General features: G+C 39.1%; 17 protein-coding genes. 7 read left to right on the top strand and 10 right to left on the bottom strand.

Features of this window, described 5'->3' with window-relative positions; all coding sequences use genetic code 11:
- Positions 1 to 17: 17 nt before the first annotated feature.
- The 3 genes from FAZ15_RS11285 (at position 18) to FAZ15_RS11275 (ending at position 7,831) form a co-directional block, all read left to right on the top strand.
- Positions 18 to 701 (top strand): hypothetical protein, encoded by a 684-nt coding sequence (locus FAZ15_RS11285; RefSeq protein ID WP_136901420.1) that lies wholly within the window; start codon positions 18 to 20, stop codon positions 699 to 701.
- Between the two features lie 21 nt (positions 702 to 722).
- A complete protein-coding gene (locus FAZ15_RS11280; RefSeq protein WP_136901419.1) occupies positions 723 to 2,837 on the top strand; it encodes an SPFH domain-containing protein in 2,115 nt (704 codons plus the stop codon).
- A gap of 149 nt (positions 2,838 to 2,986) precedes the next feature.
- Positions 2,987 to 7,831: a DNA repair ATPase gene (locus FAZ15_RS11275; protein ID WP_136901418.1), complete on the top strand. Its 4,845-nt coding sequence runs from the start codon at positions 2,987 to 2,989 to the stop codon at positions 7,829 to 7,831.
- A gap of 63 nt (positions 7,832 to 7,894) precedes the next feature.
- Here the strand turns inward: FAZ15_RS11275 and FAZ15_RS11270 are convergent, their stop codons facing one another.
- From FAZ15_RS11270 to FAZ15_RS11260, 3 genes are all read right to left on the bottom strand, one after another.
- On the bottom strand, positions 7,895 to 9,367 hold the full coding sequence (locus tag FAZ15_RS11270) for a hypothetical protein (RefSeq protein WP_238387224.1): 1,473 nt from the start codon (positions 9,365 to 9,367) through the stop codon (positions 7,895 to 7,897).
- 112 nt (positions 9,368 to 9,479) lie between these two features.
- Complete coding sequence (locus FAZ15_RS11265; protein ID WP_136901416.1) at positions 9,480 to 11,798, bottom strand: glycoside hydrolase family 95 protein; 2,319 nt, start codon at positions 11,796 to 11,798, stop codon at positions 9,480 to 9,482.
- Entirely contained in the window at positions 11,791 to 13,683 is a 1,893-nt protein-coding gene (locus FAZ15_RS11260) for an alpha-L-fucosidase (protein ID WP_136901415.1), read from the bottom strand. The genes FAZ15_RS11265 and FAZ15_RS11260 overlap by 8 nt, the downstream gene beginning before the upstream one ends.
- A 197-nt stretch (positions 13,684 to 13,880) precedes the next feature.
- On the opposite strand from FAZ15_RS11260, the gene FAZ15_RS11255 reads away from it, so the two are divergent.
- A complete protein-coding gene (locus tag FAZ15_RS11255) occupies positions 13,881 to 15,053 on the top strand; it encodes a trans-sulfuration enzyme family protein (protein WP_136901414.1) in 1,173 nt (390 codons plus the stop codon).
- Between the two features lie 52 nt (positions 15,054 to 15,105).
- On the opposite strand, the gene FAZ15_RS11250 is transcribed toward FAZ15_RS11255, so the two are convergent.
- On the bottom strand, positions 15,106 to 15,666 hold the full coding sequence (locus FAZ15_RS11250; protein ID WP_136901413.1) for a hypothetical protein: 561 nt from the start codon (positions 15,664 to 15,666) through the stop codon (positions 15,106 to 15,108).
- A gap of 255 nt (positions 15,667 to 15,921) precedes the next feature.
- Between FAZ15_RS11250 and FAZ15_RS11245 the strand changes: the two genes are divergently transcribed.
- A complete protein-coding gene (locus tag FAZ15_RS11245; RefSeq protein WP_136901412.1) occupies positions 15,922 to 16,851 on the top strand; it encodes a lysylphosphatidylglycerol synthase transmembrane domain-containing protein in 930 nt (309 codons plus the stop codon).
- Positions 16,852 to 17,562, top strand: a complete 711-nt coding sequence (locus FAZ15_RS11240) for an SDR family NAD(P)-dependent oxidoreductase (protein WP_136901411.1) — start codon at positions 16,852 to 16,854, stop codon at positions 17,560 to 17,562.
- Positions 17,563 to 17,583: 21 nt separating this feature from the next.
- On the opposite strand, the gene FAZ15_RS11235 is transcribed toward FAZ15_RS11240, so the two are convergent.
- The 4 genes from FAZ15_RS11235 to FAZ15_RS11220 are packed head-to-tail and all read right to left on the bottom strand — an operon-like array spanning position 17,584 to position 19,964.
- Positions 17,584 to 18,624, bottom strand: coding sequence for an alpha/beta hydrolase family protein (locus FAZ15_RS11235; protein WP_136901410.1), 1,041 nt, complete (start codon positions 18,622 to 18,624; stop codon positions 17,584 to 17,586).
- A gap of 3 nt (positions 18,625 to 18,627) precedes the next feature.
- Positions 18,628 to 19,224, bottom strand: a complete 597-nt coding sequence (locus FAZ15_RS11230) for a hypothetical protein (protein WP_136901409.1) — start codon at positions 19,222 to 19,224, stop codon at positions 18,628 to 18,630.
- Positions 19,214 to 19,699 (bottom strand): hypothetical protein, encoded by a 486-nt coding sequence (locus FAZ15_RS11225; RefSeq protein WP_136901408.1) that lies wholly within the window; start codon positions 19,697 to 19,699, stop codon positions 19,214 to 19,216. Before FAZ15_RS11225 ends, FAZ15_RS11230 begins: the two co-directional genes overlap by 11 nt.
- Positions 19,689 to 19,964, bottom strand: coding sequence for a DUF2089 family protein (locus FAZ15_RS11220; RefSeq protein WP_136901407.1), 276 nt, complete (start codon positions 19,962 to 19,964; stop codon positions 19,689 to 19,691). The genes FAZ15_RS11225 and FAZ15_RS11220 overlap by 11 nt, the downstream gene beginning before the upstream one ends.
- A gap of 702 nt (positions 19,965 to 20,666) precedes the next feature.
- Here FAZ15_RS11220 and FAZ15_RS11215 point away from each other — a divergent pair.
- Positions 20,667 to 21,407, top strand: coding sequence for a lysophospholipid acyltransferase family protein (locus FAZ15_RS11215; protein ID WP_136901406.1), 741 nt, complete (start codon positions 20,667 to 20,669; stop codon positions 21,405 to 21,407).
- On the opposite strand, the gene FAZ15_RS11210 is transcribed toward FAZ15_RS11215, so the two are convergent.
- The gene (locus FAZ15_RS11210; RefSeq protein ID WP_238387223.1) at positions 21,404 to 22,534 is read right to left on the bottom strand and encodes a glycosyltransferase family 2 protein; all 1,131 of its coding nucleotides are present in this window, start codon (positions 22,532 to 22,534) and stop codon (positions 21,404 to 21,406) included. The two genes, FAZ15_RS11215 and FAZ15_RS11210, sit on opposite strands and share 4 nt — an antisense overlap.
- Positions 22,518 to 23,492 (bottom strand): lysylphosphatidylglycerol synthase domain-containing protein, encoded by a 975-nt coding sequence (locus tag FAZ15_RS11205; RefSeq protein WP_136901405.1) that lies wholly within the window; start codon positions 23,490 to 23,492, stop codon positions 22,518 to 22,520. Before FAZ15_RS11205 ends, FAZ15_RS11210 begins: the two co-directional genes overlap by 17 nt.
- Between the last annotated feature and the right edge of the window lie 3 nt (positions 23,493 to 23,495).

Raw genomic sequence — 23,495 nt, 5'->3', positions numbered from 1 at the left:
AATTAAAAACCTATACGATGGCTGAAATTTTAAACCTACTATTTAATCCACTACCAAATGCAATAATGACGGTCCTGACTGGCCTATCTTTACTGTACTGGCTTCTTACTATGTTTTTGGGCGATGGATTTGATTTTGGAGATGCTAACATTGACATCGATTTTGACGGTGCGGATATACAAGATATTGATGCACCGGATGATTTGGATGCCGAAGCTGACGCGCAGCCATCCTTTTTATCTAAAGCTATGGATTTTATAAATATTGGCAAAGCACCACTGATGGTAATCGTGACATTATTCAAATTTATCGGCTGGATGATAACGATAGCATCTACCTTCGTATTTAATCTCTCTTCTTATGGATGGAAATCTGTTTTTGTACTTCTTCCCATATTCCTATTGACCTATTTTTTAATGCATTATGTTACCATTCCGGTTGTTAAACTCTATAAAAATGTCGGTTATTTAGGAGAAGAGGCACTTGACTTTTTAGGAAGAACAGGTAGAATGCGGTCTACTATACAAGGAGAAAGCGTAGGTTCGGCAGAATTCATCATTGATAAGGACGTTATCCGGCTTAATGTGAAAAGTAGAGATGGTGAAACAATAAATTATGGAGACGACATCATCGTGATCGATGAGACACAAGACAAAAAATACTATTACGTAACAAAGGATATAAACTTAAACAACATTTAACCACTAAATCATATCAACTAAATGGCAAGTAACACATTATTATTCGTAGATGGCATCACTGGAGTCGTCTTGATAGGAATAGGCGCTATCATCTTTATTATCGTAGCCTTCTTCATTGTATTAAGTATGTTTTACAAGAAAATTCCTCAAGGTAAATCAATTGTACGTACCGGTGTAGGCGGGTCAAAAGTAGCCTTCAATAAAGGTATGTACGTGATTCCGGTATTTCATAAAATGGAAATCATGGATATTTCCATTAAAAAAATCGAAATCGCCCGCATGCAAGGTGACGGTTTAATTTGTAAAGACAACATTCGTGCAGATATCAAAGTAGCTTTCTTTGTTCGCGTAAACAAATCAGTTGACGATGTCATCAATGTAGCACAAAATCTGGGCTGTGATCGCGCGAGTGAACCCGAAACATTAAAGAATATCTTTGAGGCCAAATTTTCGGAAGCTCTGAAAACAGTTGGCAAAAAATTCGATTTTATCGAATTGTACGAAGCAAGACGTGAATTTCGTGATGAAATCCTCAATATCATCGGCACAGACTTGAATGGATATATTCTAGATGACTGTGCAATAGATTATTTGGAACAAACTGAACTTAAGTTCTTAAGCATCGAGAACATATTGGATTCAGAGGGTATCAAAAAAATCACGGAACTCACGGCGAAACAAAATATGAACGCCAATTTCATCCGTCGCGAAGAGGAAAAAGTAATCAAAAAGCAGAATGTAGAAGCGCGTGAGGCTATTTTAGAACTGGAGCGTCAATTAGCAGAAAAAGAAGAAAAGCAACGTCGCGAAATAGATAACATTAAAGCCCGCGAAGACGCCGAGATAACGAAAGTTCGTGAAGAAGAACGTTTAAAATCAGAAACCGTTCGCATTTCTACTGAAGAGTCTTTAGCTATCCAAGAAGAAAATAAATTACGTCAGATCATTATTGCTGAAAAAAACAAACTGCGTACAGATGCAGTCGAGACAGAACGTGTGGAAAAAGACAGGGCATTGGAACAAACTGAACGCGAACGTATTGTGACGCTCGCCCAAATCGATAGAGAACGATCTATTGAAACCGAGAAAAAGAATATTCAAGGGGTGATCAAAGAGCGTGTACAGCTAGAAAAAGGGGTTATTGAAGAGCAACAAAGTGTAAAAGATCTGGAAGTTTTCCGCGAAGTAGAACGTATCAAACAGGCAGGTGTGATAGCAGCCTCACAAGAAGCGGAAGAAAAATTAATTGCTACGGTAAAGGCAGCAGAAGCAGCTAAAATTGCGGCAGAACAAGAGGCAGAGAAAAAAATAATTGATGCCGATGCATCGCTTAAAATAGCGGAGAAGAAAGCACAGGAGGTGCTCATAGAAGCTGACGCTAAGAAAGAAGCTTCCGCGAGAGACGCTGAAGCCCGGAAAATCATAGCTGAAGCACAGGCGAAAGAAGACGCAGCATTAGGTTTATCAGAAGCAGAAGTAATGATCGCAAAAGCAGAAGCCGTCCAAATCCAAGGTGCTGCAGAAGCAAATATCATCGAGAAAAAAGCAGATGCTATGCGCAAGGAAGGTTTGATGGAAGCGGAAATTGTTCGTGAAAAAGCTTTAGCAGAAGCTAGAGGTATAGAAGAGAAAGCGGAAGCCATGAAGAAATTGGATGGTATCGGAAAAGAACACGAAGAATTCAAGTTACAATTACAAAAGGAACGTGATATTGAACTCGCTCATATTCATATCCAAAAAGATATTGCAGCAGCTCAATCAAGTGTATTATCGGAAGCTCTAAAATCTGCGAAGATTGATATCGTGGGTGGTGAAACGATGTTCTTCGAAAATATTGTTCGCCAGGTTTCGAACTCGAAAGGTTTCGATCACCTGATTAATAATTCACAACATGCATTGGACATTAAAGACTCTTTATTAGGTCCTGACGGAAAAGGTGATTTAGCTGAAAAAGTTCGCAGCTTAGCTGACAAATACGGAATTTCATCCAATGACATTAAGAACCTTACGGTTTCAGCCGCGCTGATCAAATTGCAACAGGCGGCCAAAGAAGCAGACGACAGTGGAGACACTGGGTTTATCAATTCCTTGTTTGGCCTTGCTAAGAATTTGGGCATTTCGAATAAGAAATTATAATAATCCCATTGATAAAGCCTGCCTAAACGGGCTAGTTTCGTTCCCCTCGCAATGGCGAATGCGTTTGTCGTCATTGCGGGATGGAACGAGTTTCTCAATAAGATTATAGTTCAGGAATTAACGTTGTCCCCGGAGGGCTACCTATTTATATGCTACAAAAAAAGGAAATTAAAAGTACAGATACGCTGGATTCAGGTTCTTACGAAATTATCAGAAAACGTCTTCTTACACAAAAAGAAGACCTGTCAAATCGGTTAAAGCTCCTCAACGAAGCGCGTAAAGAGGTGTTCAATTCTACGAGCTTTGTGCTGAAAGCCAATCAGCGCATTACTACGGAAAACAACTGTGAAGCACGCGGCATCGTAGCACTCGACAAGTTGTGCATCTTCGGTTACAATGTACATTTTGGATTACGGAACGAGATAAAATTAGATGATGTTTTCAGCATTTATACTTTTGAAAATGATCAATTTATTCCACAGTCGCTGGATTTGATCAATGACACAAATTTCATTACTGACTACCAAAATTTATACAAGTACTACCGCGATTCCATCTTTTCAAAGTTCCGTCGTACAGAGAATTACCTGTACATGATTTTCCAGACCAGCAAGAATCCGGAAGATCTCAAAGCATTCAAATGGCTAATCAAAGACCGTAAACTACATTATCAGGACGACCGCAGTATCCACGAAGTCAAACTATCTCCTCAGTTCGAATTTGACTGGATAAAAACAACACTAGACGACCGTAGACTGGGGAAATTTCCCCACATGTCCATTTTAGACAAAGTTTTTATCGAGGCGTTACACGGAAATATTACATTCAAAATAGAAGACAATACCGATTCAGGAAAAGGCATTTACGTAGAAAAGGTAAGTAATCTTGATCAGCAGCTTGATGATGCTGAGTATTATTATGCTGATTTAGGAAACCTGATCGCGATCCGCATTAAACCTTATCAGGAAGAATTTAGAGCCTATGTATTTAATGTCCGAACGAAAGAAGTCATTAACCTGTCTTCTCTAAATGAATCTGCTATTTTGCTTCCGGATAACCAAGGTATTATCTTTTCAAATGGATATTACCTTCAAAACGGAACGCATAAGATCTTCGATGCCAAGTTAGACAATGTATCCTTTCTTCGAAAAATCGCTTCACCTAATGGTGAAGACTATCTCTACATTTTTACGCAACGGAGCACCAATACGTATATTTTAATGTCGTACAATATCATTCAACAGGCGGTAGAAACACCAATTGTCTGCAATGGATATACCATTTTCAAAGACGGAAGTCTCATCTATTTCCGAACAGATGCCGAAGCCACTCGTCACCATCAGGTACAGATTTGGGAGACACCTTATATGGCGGTTTTACAAGAAAATGAAGACCGAAAAGAAGATCCGTTATATAAAGTGGGCAATAAACAAATTGTCCAGGCCATGGCGGAATCCCAGGAAGTTATTCAACTTATAAACAAAGAAGATTCATACGAGGGTTTGTATGAGGATATACTCAAGAAAACAACGTCGCTACTTGACTCTTATTTTTGGATAAAAGATGAGCCACTTAAAAATTTAGGACAACCTCTGATCCAAATTCAAGAAGTAGCCAACACCGCTATCGATGAATTTGTAAAAGTACAGGCGCAGCGAAAGCATGCCGAAGAATTGCTACACGCAACAGAAGAAAAACTAGAAAACCTTACTTTTAAAGTCAACAGTACTGTCGTCAACGCACTGGATCAATTGGTACATCAGTTAGCCGACGCGCGTCGTTTACAAGGCGAGGTGATCGACCTGAAGAACATCAAGTACGTGGATATCCCACGCGTGGACATGCTACTGGAAAAATTAAGTGGAATCACATCTTCCCTATCTACAAAGACTGTGGAATTCTTACTGCGCGACGAAGCATTGGTTCCATATGAACAAAAGGTGTCAGATCAAAAAGGAAAAGTCGAAGAAATCAACAAAGTCTTCGACGCCAGGACAATTGAAGAAGCAAACTCCGGTATTTCAGGAGAATTAGAATTGCTGATCGACATTCTAAACAGCTTAAAAATCGATGATGCAACACAGACCACTAAAATAATTGAGAAAATATCGGTTATTTTTTCCTCATTGAACGAGGTACGTGCACAACTAACCCGAAAATTAAACAGTTTAAAAAGTAAAGAGGCTGTTGCCGAATTCTCTGCACAATTGACGCTGCTGGAGCAATCTGTAACAAATTACCTGGAGCTGTCAACCTCTACCGAAAAAGTTGAAGAATATTACACTAAAATTGTTGTCCACCTAGAGGAAATAGAAAGCAAATTTTCCGAGTTTGACGATTTTGCGCTAAAAGTTGCGGACAAACGGGATGAGGTCATTAAAGCCTTTAATTCACGCCGCGAACAAATCGTTGAACAGAAAAACAAACGTACATCTTCTTTGGAGCAAATCGGACTACGTGTACTAAAAAACATCGAGAACAAATCCAAAACCTTAGCATCACGAGAAGAAATATTGAGCTTTTACGCATCCGATTTAATGATTGACAAAGTCCGCCAACTGGTGGGCGAACTCAAAACATTGGATGATGTCTCAAAAGCGGAAAATTTAGAAAACCAGCTCAAAAAATCCCAAGAAGATGCCTTACGTGTCTTACGCGACAAAACAGAATTATACGTTGATGGAGAAAACATCATTGCATTAGGAAAACATAAATTTGCGGTCAACAACCAATCCTTAAGTTTAACTCTATTGCGCCGTAATGACGAATTGTACTACCACTTAACGGGTACAAGCTTTTACCAAAAAGTAGCGGACAGCAAGATCACAGCATACAAAGATATTTGGGAACAAGAACTGGTTTCCGAAAACACAGAAGTTTATCGCGCAGAATACTTAGCATACAAGACCTTTATAGCTTCTCAACAACAAAAAAATTTCGATGCAGAACAATTTATTACACAAAATGTAGAGCAGAATTACAGTGAAAGCTATGTAAAAGGTGTCCACAATTTTGATGCGCTACACATTTATAAAAGCCTTCAGCAATTAGACGAAAAATTAGACTTACTGCGCTACGATGCCCATTTACGTGCTATCGCACAACTATTTTGGCATTCCCTTCCCGAAGATCAGCGTAAAAGACTCAATGCACTTATGTATTCATCGCACGCGGTGCTGAAGGCATTCCCGCATTCGAAACATTATAAATCGATAGTTGACCAAATCGTTAGCCAGTTTAATACTTGGAAAACTGGTCTTGACTTGAGCAGTATTCAGGCGGAAACCGTTGCTACGTATCTTTTCCAGGCCTTTACCAAATACGGCAGACTGGTCTTCAGCGAAAGTGCAGATCAATTGAAACAAGATTTTCTCCGTTTATTGGAAAATAAAAAATCGTTAAAAGATTTTCAATCTGATTTAGAAAACGAGCAATATGCGCTGGAAGACCGATTCTATTTAATATTAAACTGGCTAGACTCTTTTATCGATGAAAACGTGAAGTCCGAAATATATCGTAAGTATATTGAAGAAACCGCAGCGGCTTTATTATTTCCAAAAGATGATTATGAATTAATCTTCGGCAAAGATGAAGCGGATATAGAAGGATTAAAAGGAAATCATTCGCTATTAAATAACGGACATTTACACATTAATTACCACGATTTTGTGCGGCGATTAGCCTATTTTACCAACATCAACGTACCGCGCTTTGAGGATTTTGTGCAGGTAAAAGAACAACTGAGCAAGGGATATGAGAAAGAGCTTAAAATTCATGAATTCGAGCCCAAAGTCTTAACGTCATTTGTTCGCAACAAATTGATCAACGAAGTATATTTCCCATTAATCGGCAATAATTTAGCGAAGCAGCTGGGAGCAGCCGGCGATAACAAGAGAACCGCCAGAATGGGTATGTTGTTATTGATCTCCCCACCAGGATACGGTAAAACTACGTTGATGGAATACTTAGCAAAAACCATGGGCCTACATTTTGTTAAAATCAACGGGCCTACAATCGGACACTCCATTACCTCAATAGATCCCATTGAAGCCAAAACCTCGGGTGAACGGGAAGAATTAAAAAAAATAAATCTGGCATTTGAAATGGCAGACAATGTGATGTTATATCTCGACGACATCCAACACCTCAACACGGAATTCTTACAGAAATTTATTTCTTTAGCCGATGGTCAACGTAAAATGGATGGCATTTTCGCAGGTGAAAGCAAAACTTATGATTTGCGCGGAAAACGCTTTTGCATTGTAATGGCAGGTAATCCATATACCGAAAGCGGTTCCAAATTTCAAATACCGGATATGTTGGCAAATCGTGCTGACGTGTATAACCTCGGAGATGTAATCGGAGATACAGAGCACCTGTTTAACCTGAGCTTGATCGAAAATGCAGCAATAGAAAATCCATATTTGGAAAAAATTGCCAGCAAATCATTTAGAGATTTTTATGCGTTGATTGAAGTCGTACAATCCGGGATAGAACAATTACCAGATCTGGAAGGAAATTACCTAAAGCAAGAAGTGGATGATTTCATAGCTGTATTGAAACACATCCTGACGATTCGCAATGTGGTCGTCAATGTTAACAAAAATTATATCCAAAGTGCGGCTATGCAAGATGTTTATCGTACGGAACCATCTTTTAAAATGCAGGGTTCCTATCGGAATATGAATAAGCTTGTCACTTCGGTCGTCCCAATGATGAATAAGAAAGAAATTGATGACCTCATCTTGGCCCACTACGAAAGTGAGTCCCAAACATTGACGGCAGACACAGAAAGTAATTTACTTAAATTAAAAGAATTGGCTAGATTAATCAAGCCCGAAGAACAAAAACGTTGGGAAGAAATAAAAGAAATATTTCGAAAAAACAACAAACACGGCGGGTTAGGTAAAGATGACAAAGTCTTTGCACAACTACTGGAATTTAATGACAATCTAGAAGGAATCATTAATGCCATAAGAGGGAAAGGAAAATAGTATTGATGAGGGCGTCTCCTATGTTTGTCATGGGCAAATGTAGGAGATAACCCCATACTTTATCTAAAAGTTTTCTTCCCTATTATCTCCCCAATTTTCATTTCTTGTAATCGCGAATCCTTGGGATTGCGGCACATCCTTTAATAGTTCTCCCCGAAAAACAAGCTGCATATTATTCTTCAATGTACTGTTCACGATAAACGTCCGCAATAAATTGTTTTCGTCAAATACCTCCAATTTATACGATATAGCCTTTAAATCATTTAAGCTTCCTAGGAATTGATGAAACACGATTTGTTTGTTGGTCGAAAGATCGTCAATACCCAGATCAATATCAGTTTGATCCAACACCGGGTTACTGAGATCTGCTACAAATGGCGAAAAGAAAAACGGTTCATGTTCCTGACTCACTCGGATTCGTTTCACTTTTGATAAGCCTATCGGATCGGAAAATTCAAATTTGATCTGACTGTACCATCTCATGAGCTCCACATTCAGTTGTACATCCTCGCTGACATCGAGTTCAGTGCTGTAGCCAAAAATTTCTGCTTCATAATTCGAAAACCGATTACTGACATAGAAACTTTTCCACAAAGGATCTGATGGAAGCAATAAATCTTGCTTTGAAGCATTCGACACAAAACATACATAGTATTTTCCTAAAGGCAATTGCACTTGTATATCGGTATTGTCCTCGTAATCTACCTCCCCACTATACACGATTTCGTTTTTGTCCTGATGAAAAATATTGTAGTGCAGTTTTTTAAGCATATGCCCAGAGATAGATTCTGCTGTGCCCTTTAGGTATACATTATCGATACGGAAGGTACCACCGGTGGCACCATAATCCGGTAAGTTCATTCCTCGCTCTCCAGCCTTAAAAACAAATTTAAATAACAGGAAAGAACCAGAAATATTTTTATCTCTAAGATCGTAGACAAACGAATTCTTCGCGCTAGCTGATAAAGAACCGAATTGATTAATTAGCTCTATTGGCTCATAACTAGTTCCTTCGTCCGAACTGTAATACAATTCAAAATCTTTAGGTCCGGTATCTGTGCTACCCATATCCAATCCAAAGCTCGTAATAGAGGTCGCCAGCTTTATAGGCAGCTTAATAAACAGTTCGCGTCCACTGCTTATACTCAGAGCTTTACCAGCAACATAGCTCTCGTTGGCAAACGTCGAGTTCACGAAATTACTAGGCACAATACCACTATTATAAGTAATACTAGGAGAACCGCCTCCGGCTATACGGATGTCCGGATCTAGGCTTTCGCTATTAAATGACCAAAAATATAAATTACCTTCTGTATCAGTAGATGTACCTGATGGACCATTAGAAGCTAATTTTTTAATCTGACCGACACCACTCTTCATTGGGTTTGGTGTAGTAGCAAAACCATCAATGGTAAAATTAACGGTATAAAGATCTTCAGTTAGTTCATCTATAGGAGCATCATCACTACAGGAAGCTGCAAAAAACACAATGAAAATAAATGAAAGTCTATACAACATAGGTAACCGACTTTTCATAACAATTACAGTTCTATTGAAAAATTAAATACCCGTTGTATTTAATTTAGTTAAACAATTAGTTATCTAAATGCTAATATATAAAATAAGCAATTCATTACCAAATATTTACTCAAATAACTCTATTTTCACGACGACCGTTAACAAGCAACTCCACCTGTTTTCCTTTCTTTCCACTAATATTATAATCCGTTACCACTCCGTTCTTCCAAGTGATGTCTACTGTAATGTTCCCTCTTGCTTTTAAGCCTTTTACACTACCGTCTTTCCATGTTGATGGAAGCGCGGGCAATAAATGAATATAACCGTCATGACTTTGGACAAGCATTTCCCCTATGCCAGCCGAACCTCCGAAATTACCATCAATCTGAAAAGGTGGGTGTGCACAGAATAAGTTCGGGTAGGTACCTGCTCCTGCCTTCCCGCTCGTATCGAAAGCAGGACGCAACAATTGTCTTAGGATTTCCAGCGCATGATCCCCATCGTGCAATCGTGCCCAGAACAAGATTTTCCATGCACGTGACCATCCTGTCCCCTCATCGCCTCTCACGGCTAGTGTTTTTTTTGCCGCATTTGCCCATTCTGGAGTACTGATAGGTGAAATAAAATTTGCCGGATACAAACCATATAAATGTGATACATGACGATGCTGTGGCTCCACCTCGGGATAGTCTTTTAACCATTCCATTACACGTCCTGAATGACTTATGACGACAGCCGGAGGAAGGGATTTCAGGTCATGCTTAATTGTATCGATAAAAGAATCATTTAATCCCAATATCTGACTCGCTTTTATCAAAGCTTCATACAGCTCGCGTACAATCTGATTATCAATAGTTGGGCCCATTACGACCGCTGTTACTTTTCCATTAGGAAGTTTGAATGCATTTTCAGGAGAAACCGAAGGAGAAGTAACCAACCACCCCGTCTCAGGATCTTTTACTAAAGTTGCTTGATAAAATTCAGCAGCACCTTTCAGAACAGGGTAAATCTCCTTTAAATAACTTTCATCTTCCGTAAAAAGATAGTGCTCCCACAGGTGATTACATAACCATCCAGAAGAAGTACTGGCGCCCCAGGATGCCTCTTCACCGGGAGCTGTATATCCCCAGACATTTGTCATCATATAAGAAACCCATCCCGGAGCATTATAATATGCTTTAGCCGTCTTAGTACCTTCTTTTGACAGACGCCTTATGAGCTTAATGAAAGGCATATGATATTCCGATAAATTACTTACCTCTACTCCCCAATGATTCATCTGTGCGTTAATATTGAGGTGATAATCGCCGTTCCAAGGTGTATTTATTTGGTGTGCCCATAATCCTTGTAAATTTGGAGGAAGTGCATCTTCCAGCTCTGGCGCTGTACTTGCAATACTGAGGTATCTTCCAAATTGATAATATAAGGCCGCCATTCCATTATCTTGATTAGCATTCTCGAAAAACGCGGCTATGCGCTCATCCGTTGGAACATTTGATTTGGGTTCCCGGTCTTCAATATGTAATTGCACCCGGTCAAACACTTGGCTATATTTTTTTTCATGCCGCTCAAATAGCGCGACATAGCTTTTTGTGCTATTAGCTCTAATTTTTTGTTGCACATACGTCAATGGATCATGTCCATAGTAATCTGTACTCGATGATATCAATATGAGCACTTCATCGGCATTCTTAACGATCAATTGATTATCGTGATTTTTGCGTTCCCCGCCTTTCGAAACCACCCGGATCTGAGAAGCAAATTTCAGCCCATGGTCTTCCTTTCCGTTTGGCAATCTTCCTTGGACCGTGATATAATCGTTATCGATCTTGTAATCGGACACGTTTTCATCCCGGTAAAAGCCTAGCGTAAATGAAATAGACTTCTGCTTGGATGCCGTTAGACGAATTACGCCGACATTATCATGAAAAGATGTAAAATATTCCCGTGTAAAGTTTATTCCGTTAGCCGTAACCCGCGTTTTTGCGGTCGCAGTTTTTAAATTCAGTTCCCTGTGATAATTTGTAACGTTACCCTCAATAAAATGATAAAAATTAAGAAATCCAAAATTTTGATAACATCCATACGGAACTTTTGCACCGCGTCCATAACCAGAACCCGCTCCAGAACAGACAAAATTTTGATTCACCAATTTTTCGGCCTCATCGTTTTTCCCTTCAAACAGAAGCTGTTGAATTTGACCAACACTTTTATAAGCTTCATAATTATTGGGATCTTCAGCACTTCCTGACCACATTGATATTTCGTTGAGCACGATATTTTCATCCAACACCTTTCCATCGGGCATCATACCCATAAGACCGTTGCCCAAGGGAAGACGCTCTTCCCAACGTTCGGCCGGCTTATTGTACCACAACTTTAACTCCTGCGCACGAGCAACATTAAAAATCGCTAAAACAACAAATCCGACAATTATAAACCTATTCATCTCTTAATAATCCAAACTCTGCAACAGTAAATGATTTTCCTATAGTTTCCTTCGGCACGAAACGTATATATTTAGCCTGGACTGCTTCATTGAATAACACGGTTTGTTCTACCGGATTTGCCGACACATTCGAAAATTCTCCGTCTACCAATTTCTTCCATCTTTTATTGTCATTACTTATAGCAATGTTATATTTTGTCGCGATCCCCTCTTTATTTCCATCTTGCCGTGGCAAATAGGTAAATCCTCTAATGGGGCCACGAAGTGTAAAAATAAAACCGTTTGGATACTCTGCGATCGCACCAAACGTATTCGGATCATTATCGTATGCCTTTTTCATGTTTGGGGTAGTTTCAACGCTATATTCGTTAGCCTTTAGCTTAACCAGGCTATTACTTTGCGTCGCAAAAGAGAAATTAGACGCTGCTTCTTTGAATAATCCAAAATCGCTCAACGTAGGGGCTACAGGTGCATATAAACTCACTTTCAGCTTTTTAGCCTGAATAGGCTGCTGTAATTTAATAAGTCGGGAAGCACCTATGCTGGTTGCTGAAGCGATATGTTTCCACTGTCCACCTTCCCACATATCAATACGTACACTGTCCAAACGTTGTCCCAATTTGATATTTTCCCGAAGTCTAATGATATCAAACTCCTGTTCATTTGTTAAAGTGATCTCCAGTGTTGGGTTTACTACCTCATCATCCGATGCATAATAAGAGTAACGATCGTCATCTAAAATAAGGGCAGTAGCAAATTTATTCGAGTTGCCCCTGATATTAGAAGCTTCGATTTTAGCCCCTTGAGCTAGATTAGTTGCAAAAGTGGCTGCCACCTTTTTTCCGAATCCATCTAAAGATTTTACATCATTTGGGTGTAAAACACCTTCAGGCATCGGTGCCAGACCCAGATTCATTGCTGCTCCCCTTCCGACAGATTTCAAATAGATCTCAAACAGTTGATCTGGGGTTTTCACTTTGTCATCCTGGTTTTTATGGTAAAACCATCCGGGTCGCTGCGGCACATCACATTCGGCGGGTATCCAATATTTACCATTCCGATCACCTGTAGGCGATTTGGAGTACTCTGAATCGCCAGGAACCGGAGGACGGCCATCTACACCCGTCGGCGTAAAAGTGGCCCACGAGGTCTCGCCAGCGAATCCGTGTTCATTACCTACCCACCGCATATCGGGGCCAATATCCGAAAAAATAACAGCTAAGGGTTGGTGCTTACGAATAATGGGCCATGTACGTTCCTCCCATTCATAGTATGTTGTACGGTTGATTATCCGTTTTTCATTTTTTCCACCGTAGTAACCATCGCCTCCATTAGCCCCGTCGTGCCATGACGTAAACAGTTCGCCATAATTCGTCATCAGCTCCGTCAATTGCGTTCTATAAGCATCGGCATATGCAGGCGTACCGTATCGTGTATCGTTGCGATCCCATGCTGATAAATATACACCAAATTGCAGTCCATGCTCATGCGAAGCCAGCATAAATTCTCTCACCATATCTCCTTTCCCATTTTTCCAAGGAGCTTGTTTAATACTATAATCTGTGGTAGCAGTAGGCCATAAACAGAACCCGTCATGATGTTTCGCTACACTGATTAAGCCCTTAAATCCTGCTGAAGCTGCTGCTTTTGCAATCTGATCTGCATCAAAATTTGATGGATTAAATAGGGATGGATCAGCATCACCAAATCCCCATTCTTTATCTTGAAAAGTAGTTGGGGTATAATGAATTAGGCAATACGTTTCCATTTCATGCCATCTCAACTGACCTTCTGAGGGCAATGCACCATATGGCTTTGGTTCTTGTTGTGCACAACCAAAAAACGGAATAAAAAGTAAATAGTTAAGTAATCTAAATTTCTTCATAACGATAATTCGAAATTCTAAACTTAGACAAAATGCTTTGCATTCGCTAAACATTCGTAAAAAAACACGAATTATTCATCAATGCTGTTAAGATATGCCATACATAGTTTAGATTCTCCTAATGTTATAGCCACAGAATTATAAAATCTCAAAATTATTCTAAATCTTAGAAAAACAAATCCTTAACTTTGCACATCATGAACAAAGATCAGTCTAAAATAATTCGGGAACAAGCACCTCGTTCGGCTACACGTGAGCATTCTGTTCCGCTATATCTTACCTCAAGTTTTATATTTGATAGTGCCGAGCAAGGTCGTGCTGTTTTTGCTGAAGAAGAAGAAGGCATGGTTTATTCGCGCTATGCGAATCCAAATACAAGTGAATTCATCAATAAAGTGTGTACGTTAGAAAATGCCGAAGCAGGACTAGCTTTTTCATCCGGAATGGCTGCCGTATTTGCTTCTTTCGCAGCTTTTATTGAAAATGGAGACCATATTGTTTCTTCTCGCGCTATTTTCGGTTCTACCCATCAATTATTTACGCAATTATTCCCTAAATGGGGAGTTACCACCAGCTATGTAGATGCGGTTAACCCCGATGAATGGGAAAAAGCAATTCAGCCCAATACAAAAATTATTTTTCTAGAATCACCATCAAATCCCGGACTTGAATTAGTGGATCTGGAATGGTTGGGTAAGTTTAAAGAAAAGTATCCAGCAATTATCCTTTCTATCGATAATTGCTTTGCAACGCCCTATTTACAGAAACCTCTGGATTACGGATTTGATCTATCGATACATTCTGCGACAAAATATATGGATGGCCAAGGCCGCGTACTTGGGGGTGTTGTAGTGGGTAAAGAAGAATTAATTAAAAAAATGATGTTTTTCATCCGCCATACGGGGCCTGCAATGTCTCCTTTCAACGCATGGATTATCTCAAAAAGTTTGGACACCCTAGCACTTCGCATGGATAGACATTGTTCAAATGCATTGGCATTAGCTGAAGCTTTGGAAAATCACTCTGAAATTGAAGATGTAAAATATCCATTTTTACCGTCGCATCCGCAATATGCCTTGGCAAAAAAACAAATGAAAGCAGGCGGCGGTATTGTTACGTTTGAAGTTAAAGGCGGTAAAGAAAGAGCTTTCCGATTTTTGGATGAATTAAATATGATATTATACACGTCCAACTTGGGAGATTCCAGATCTATAGCAACACATCCGGCAACAACTACTCACGCTAAATTGACCGAAGAGGAACGCAATCACCTAGGTATAAAACCCGGAAGTGTTCGATTGTCCGTAGGTCTGGAAGACAAAGAAGATATCATAGGCGACATTCTGCAAGCATTAGAAAAGACTAAATAAAAAAGACCTGATAAAATCAGGTCTTTTTTATAAATAGAACATAATGTCCTTCCTATTTTCCAACTTTTGTAAAGTTAAAGACTAAGTTACCTTGCTGACCATTATCTAGCGGAATCGGCATCTTCATCACCAACGTTTCTCCATCAGCAAACGATAGGTTCATACGGTATCCCGTCGTCACATTTGTCGCTTTATCACCAGCGTAAATTTTCTTAAATTGAAATTGCGGTTCCTCAAGCGCTGAACCAGGATAGATAGACCATACAATTGTACGTACGGCGCCGTTTGCACACAACGTTCCATCCGCATTGAAGGTGATACTTCCTCTATAATTACCTCCGGGTAGATTCCAAGTACTTCCAACAAAACAATCCACAGGTGCTTCATCAAAAATATTTTTAATAGTATAAGCCGCAGGAATATTTTCCCTTGTAACGGTGTTTAACACCCAGTCACCCTTCACACCAGATCTCCATTGAGAAGCAGAAGGCCCTGAAACAGAAGTCGACGTACCAGAAGAAGAACCTGAAGTTCCTTTTTTTGGAGCACCACACGATGCTAATAATAATACCACTGTAAAGAGTGAGACTATGGACAGAATATGTTTACGCATAAGATAAAATTTATTAAAAATCTATTGATGTATATATTTGCAAACTTAGATATATTTGTCTTTATATTCAATGTAATTATAACCGCGACGAACAAAAAAGAAAATATATCATTTGTCATGACATCCAAAAATCATACCATAAGCATAATTATCAATTCACATATTCTCGTCGGTTACACAGAGTAGTATATACATGGATACACCCACTATTATAAAGAAATCATTACTTTTGCCTACTTAATATATTCAATTTAAATGGACAATAAAAAAGTCTGGAGCATTACGAAAAATATTTTTAAAGTCATCGTGACATCCGGCGCACTCTATTGGGTATCACGAAAGATTGATTTTGTAGAATTAAAAAATGCATTGGTAGACTGCAATTGGTGGTTTCTAATTCTCGCCTTATTAAGTTATATCATTTCTCAGGCTATAGCCTCCTCCCGGCTTAATAGTTTCTTCAAAACCATACGTTTAATACTTTCGGAACGTTATAATCTACGATTGTATCAACTGGGACTACTCTATAATTTTTTTCTACCCGGTGGAATCGGAGGCGATGGGTATAAAGTATATTTCCTAAAGAAAAACCATGATATTTCCGGCAGAAAGGTATTAAGTGCCGTGTTTTTCGATCGGTTAAGTGGGCTCTGGGCTTTAGCTATTATTATTTGTGCGCTGGTTGTATTTATGCCCCGTCTCGCTATCCCCCATGCCGCGACCATTACTGTCGGTGTGATTGGCACGATATCCTACTATTCCTTTTTGCATGTATTCTTCAAGCCTTTTGCAAAGCGATTTTTTCAAACGCATACCAAGGCGTTGCTTGTACAGAGCTTCCAAACCTTATGCGCTATTTTTATATTATACGCGTTAAATTTTGACGGCAAATTCTCACCCTACCTATTGATATTTTTAGTTTCGTCACTTGTAGCAATTATTCCTTCTATAGGAGGTGGAATAGGTCTTCGTGAGCTTTTTGCACTTGAGGCCGCAAAATACATACAGATTGAAGAGCATACAGCAATACTTTTAAGTTTATTTTTTTATGTAATTTCTTTAGTCACTGCCACATCCGGGATCTATTATATATTTAGACCGCAACGTCTAGGAGCCGAAAAACTACCCAGTGTTGCAGAGGTAGAACAAGAAATTGACAACGACAATACAAACGAAGAAATTTAAATGGCAAATATCATCATCACAGGGGCAAGCAGTGGAATAGGTTTCGAAACTGTCTTAGATCTTACAGCAAATAAAGAACACCATGTCATTGCACTCGCGAGGTCTGGCGATAAGCTTCGGAAGCTTCATGAAATTGCTTCATCACTCAACTACGACGGTGGAAAACTATATCCAGCACAATTTGATATCGTATATGACAACTATGCTGACTCGCTGGTACCGTTCATCAAATCAAAGTTTGAAACAGTCGATATTTTGATCAACAATGCCGGCGCCTTAGTAAACAAGCCTTTTTTAGAGACCTCTCCAGAAGAATTCGCCCTGATGTTGCAGACGAATGTATTAGGACATGTAAACATGATAAAACATATTGCCCCACTGATGACAAATGGAGGTCATATCGTAAACATAAGCAGCATGGGCGGATTTCAAGGTTCTGTAAAATTCGCCGGGCTAAGTGCATACTCAGCTAGCAAAGGAGCTTTGGGAATATTAACAGAATGCTTAGCCGAAGAGTTTAAAGATCAAAACATTAAAGTAAACTGTCTTGCGTTAGGATCGTCGCAAACGGAAATGTTTGAAGCGGCCTTCCCAGATCTAGTTGCGGGCACATTAGCTTTTGAGATGGGAAGATATGTCGCCGAATTTGCACAAAATGGAAGCAAATACTATAACGGAAAGATACTCCCCGTTTCTAATACTACTCCTTAGGTATGTATAGACGGGGAGACTTTATAAGTTCGTAATCCAATCTGCCATATCACGCAATACGCGTTCATTAAATGTTTCTTTTATCTGTGCGTATTCGGTGACCTGACCAGTTTTGGCTTGCTGGAATAAATGATTTAGTCCTTCATATTCTTTCAAAACAGACTTCGGATTTTTGGGGAGAAGGCGGTGCAGACTTTCTAAATTTCGAGTAGATGGCACCTGTACATCCAGAGATCCAAAAGCGGCAAATACCGGTATTCTTATTTTTTTTAGATATTTTTCTGGTTCGATGCGTAGGAAGTAACGATATGCTGGACTAACCATAGCTAACAAATCAGGATTTTCTACAAATCCCGGCACCATCTTCATATTCTCCATTAGGCCTTGGTAAGCTTCTTGATTACCTAAGTCACTCTTTACGATAGCGAAATTTTTCTCATTTATTTTCCGAGCAGCTTCCAGCGCAGGTTCACTCATACCCGCAGCTTTTCCAATGGCATATAGTTGATCGACCATCAACTGATCAATAGAAACAGCCGGACCTGCTAATGATACAATAAAAGATAAATCAAGCACATTCTGCCCAGCTAGCAGCGCAGCGATCAAGCCACCCTCACTATGACCAATAAAACCAATTTTATGCACATCAACTTGAGCTTGTTTTTTCAGAAAAGATAATGCAGCAAGCGCATCCTTACTAAAGTCTCCTATCGTGCTATTATCAAATTGCCCCGTACTCCTTCCTACACCTCTATCGTCATAACGAAGTACCACAATTCCACGTTGCGTCAAATAATCCGCGATAACTTTAAAAGGCTTGTGACCTAATATTTCTTCATCCCGATTTTGTGCTCCGGATCCGGTCAACAAAATTACAGCCGGGAAACTACCCCTTTGCTTTGGAAAAGAAAGCGTACCAGCAAGCTGTACATCATCATATGTATTCGTAAACACAACTTCCAATGTATCATATGAATGAGGAACACTGGGATCATGAACAGATTTAGCATATCCTAAACACGAATACACTACCAAGAAAAAGACAAGGTAAAATTGTTTCATATATTAAAGTCTAACATTAATAAAACGGCACAGCAGGTCCGCTAGTAAAACAACTAATACAATAACTACACCATGATGAAACTTCTTCGCATTTATAACAAATTTTAACCCCACGACAATAAGATAGAAAAAATAAAGCAACAGGACTAGGGAAATTAACGAAAAAAATAACAGCAAAAACATATCCGAGGGAGTGATCGTAGACAATTTCATATCACCATCTTCTATAGCCTTTAATATATTATTCGTAAGTTCTTTCGCAAAACTTATGGCAGAGAGTAAACCGATCATGTATATCACAATAAAAGAAATCAATACCACGTTTAACACGTCTATAAATCTTGTTTTTTTGTTAACGGAATAACCGAACGAAAACAACGATAAGGTTAGCACCAGTACATTCACAAGGAGGTGTACAAATGTCGAAAAAAGATCATATGTGTTTGTAGGGATAACCTTCAGTATACCGTGGTAATCAAACTGTCCACAATAAGCTAAAAATCCACCGACAGCAAAGAATATTACACCTGCCGTCAACAGGATGTTTTCGGAATATTCCTCAAATGGATTTACAAATAACCTTCCTACATTATGCTTCATCTTTATTCGGTTTATAGTGATTAAGTAACTCTTGAACATTTTCGGGGTGCTGTGTACCGACCAATATGGCTTTACCATTTTTTAACACGATCCAAATTCCATAAAAACCCTTTGTCGTATATGCCACTCCTGGCCCACCAAATCTCCACCCCCATCCTCCATATTCCCAAGGAGAATATTTTTTAACATAAACCTTACCTATATCCTCCCATTTCCATTTTTTCTTCTTCCATATAAAAGGAATGAACCGAATATGAATTCCCTGCTCGTCTATGCACGTTCTTAATCGCATGAATAAAAACAACAACGCAACGGAGCTTCCTACCCAGAATCCAGCAGAAAAATCACGCCAGCCTGTATAGCCATTAGCTTTCCATCCGGCATATAGTCCAAGTCCGAGAACAAAGACAAAGCCCAAGACTAACCACCAAGTCAAAAAATTCTGACTTTCCCTATACACCCATCTATTCTTCATTTTGTAGCATATTAAGTTTAACTATCAAATCATCTAATTTATTTCGAACAGTAGGATAACTTTTTCCCATCTGATTCGCCATTTCTTTTAAACTACCGGAATTCCGTAGAAACTGAAGAACAAACTCCTGTTCATCCACATTCAACAGCATTAAAACCGGCAGATTATATTTACCTGAAACTTCGGTTTCGCAACTCGAGCAGACCAATTTCGACACGCGCAGTTGTTCATCACAACTTGGACACTTAACGGGAAGCTTTATCATAATACATTTAAATATAAATATTATTAAAACAAATATAAATAAAATTAAAAATACAATCACTATTATTTACAACTATTTATAAATTTATTGACTTTGGGAGTAAGGGGCTAATAAAAATGAAACTTTAAATTAATCAAATTTCTTTTGTCGCTTGGACCGCGACAGGTCCACACTTTTGACCGCAAAAGTGTCCAAAACTCGTCGCTGTGCCGGCTCGACACGACGGTGCACCATTCCTGCTATTGTCGACCCGCCAAGGCGACATTTGTCCAGTTTGTAAGGGTAGTGCATTTATTATATTAACCTTATAATGCAGTACCATTTAAAGGACGACCTAGGTCGATGTAGCGTTAAGAAAGCTTTGGATTTGCGTTAAGAACAGATCCCCTAAGTGAAACGGCTTGGAGCTGTTTAGTAAATCCAAAAGCTTTTAGCGTAACATTGACCAAGTCTTGGTTTTTGCTTCTTTTGGCCAAGCAAACCCTCGAAGAGGTCTCTTGAATACCTTTGAAAACAAACAATAAATGAAAAAAGAAGTCGCCCCGCGCCGGCGAAAGAGGTGCGAAAAAAGGTTCCTTTACATCAACACCCCTTATTAACTAAAATACAAAAGCTAATTTCCTTGATGCTTCGCAATCTGATTTATCTACCCCCCTAAAAAAGTTAATAAATTTTTCTAAGTTTGCGACTTTGTAACATATTATGAGAAAGTTTATAGGCTACTTCTTAACTCCTATTTTTTACACCTGTTTCGCACTGGGACTAATATTATTTCATCCGGTCCAATGGTTATGTTTAAAGATTGGCGGATACACTGCACATAAAAAAAGTGTCGATATCCTCAATTTCTTTTTAGTCGCTTGTAATTATACGTTATTCAACACGGTAAAGTTTAAAGACAATAAAAATCTGCCGACCGGCCAACCGATTATTTTTGTCTCGAATCATCAAAGTACATTTGATATTCCACCTCTTATTTACTTTCTACGCCGATTTCACGGCAAATTCATTTCCAAAGTAGAATTAGTACACGCCAATATCCCAAGCATCTCGTTCAACTTAAAATATGGTGGCGCCGCTAATATCGACCGCAAAGACCCTAAACAGTCTATTGCCGAGATATTAAAATTGGCTAACAACATGAAACAAAAAAGATGGTCTGCATTTATATTTCCGGAGGGTACCCGTACCAAAACGGGCAAAATAAAGACATTCTCTGTTGGTGGAATTGCAACCTTATTAAAGAAGAATCCTGACGCTTTGGTCGTCCCAATCGCGATAAATGGATCCTATTTAATGGTAAAATACGGTCTGTTTCCGCTTCGCCCGTTTACCTCATTATCCTGGGAAGTGCTAGAACCATTACAGACAGCCGGATTAAATGCCGAAGAGATTGTAAAGCTAGCCGAAGACACGATCCGACTCAAAGTGGAGCCTAATTAATTTACGTTTCGACCTTTCCAATCGTATTTACCGATATTTCCGGCAAGGCCGATATACACAATGTAAAAAGCGTGCACAATTGAAAGCAAAGGCAAGAATTTCAACAATGAGGTACGCTCTGCAAATTTTGTAAGGGGGATCATAAACTGAAACTCAGCCGTTATCTTCAGCGCAAAAGCCGTTAATAATATCCAGTTGCAATACGGTAATTGAAAGAGGAAATAGAACAAGGACGTGATTAAAGCCAAGTTAAAAAACCAAATAACTACACCTAGAAAAACAACTTTTTTATCTTTATATTTTGTGCTTTTTGACGCCCAACGTTTACGCTGACTAATAAAAGACCGCAAATCAGGCTTGGCATCGGTATAGACTATAGCTGCTAAAGATTTACAAAAGCCGATCCTGTCGGCATATTTTTCAGCTACTTTATGCAAAAAAAGCTCATCATCTCCAGAAGCCAGCTCATCAATACCTTTAAAACCACCCATTTCATGAAAAACGTCCCGCCGGTAAGCCAGGTTTGCACCATTACACGTGGTAGGAGTTCCATTTCCAATACCCGCAGCACCTAACCCAATCAGATATAGAAATTCCAATGTCTGCAATTCTTCAAAGAAACCCTTCTCTTCAGAATAGATCACTGGAGAAGAAACCATATACAATTGATGTTCCTCAAAATACTGCACAATAGTTTTCAACCAATTCGGGCCCATTCTACAATCTGCATCTGTTGTCACGATGATCTCCCCATGAGACTTTTCAATTGCCTGACTGATTGCATATTTTTTATAAGAATTCATCGTATCTCCAACATTGAGACGAATCAGCTGCACACCCCGATCAGCATACAAAGACACGATATCGGAAGTACGATCGGTTGAATGGTCGTCAACAACAATAATTTCGAAAAGTGACTTTGGAAACTCCTGCGCCAATAAGCAATCAATCGTGCGGGCGATATTTTGCTCTTCATTCCGCGCTGCGATTAAAATCGACACACGTGTACCGACATCTTTTGACGAGTAGAAAAAAGGAATATTCGACCACGCCCTTCGCATGAAGAGAATCAATAACATGTAAATCCCCGCAAATAAGATTAATAAAGAATTAAGAATTGTTGTCACCTAAATAATTTACATTCAACACAAAAAAAGAACCAATAATAGCCGGTAATATCAAATTGACAAACCAAATGCAAGAAACGATCGCCATCACAGCAATCTCCTGCGTGGTAATATAACCGTATAGATTACTTGCTACGAAACTGCGGACACTAAAATCAAATATATCCAAAGATGGGACAGCAGATTGGACAAAGAAAAGGATAAAAATCATCAATACCATAGAAACAAAAGGTAATTCCGGCAAAAAGACCAACATAAGAATTACGTATTGCGAGGTAAAAATAATAAAGCGTGCAGCAGAAATCAGCAACACCTGCAACAATTCCACCTTTGTAAAATCCTCCAATATAGAAAAAAAAGATTTCACCTTATCCAGCACCTTAATTTTACCAACCACATAATCCACCCAATGCACATTAAAGTAAAGGATAATAAAAGCCAAGGCATATATTAGCGCTATAACCCAAATCCCAAAAGTAACAGACACCGGCGTCTCGAGAAAAGTAGAAACAAACCAGGCTATACTCAACGCACCAAAAACACTCGTTAGCACCAACTGACCAAAAAGACCTACCCCCATCGCTACCGCACCTTTAACTCTATTTTCAGGCTTTAGCAATAGAACACGACCACCGTATTCCCCAATTCGATTGGGTGTAAAGATCGCCCAAGTCAAGCCACAGAAGACAGACTTTGTAGCCTTCCAAAAACCTAACTTCTCAATACTGCGACTTAAAAAGATCCATTTCCCTACCTCCAAAAACCAGTTTACCAGCATTAAGACTATTATCGAAGCCATGGTCCAATACATGGTCATCGTATCCACTCCGGAGAGCAAATTTTGAAATTCAGAAAGGTTCTTTTGGTTATTAACTTTACTGTAAATAAACCAAAATGCCAATCCTACGATGGCAATCTTAATGCAATAATTGAGATATTTTTTCTGGCTTTTAGTCAACGC

It is taken from the genome of Sphingobacterium olei (assembly GCF_005048855.1).
GTDB lineage: Bacteria > Bacteroidota > Bacteroidia > Sphingobacteriales > Sphingobacteriaceae > Sphingobacterium > Sphingobacterium olei.
This window is presented reverse-complemented; position numbering and strand designations above follow the sequence as displayed.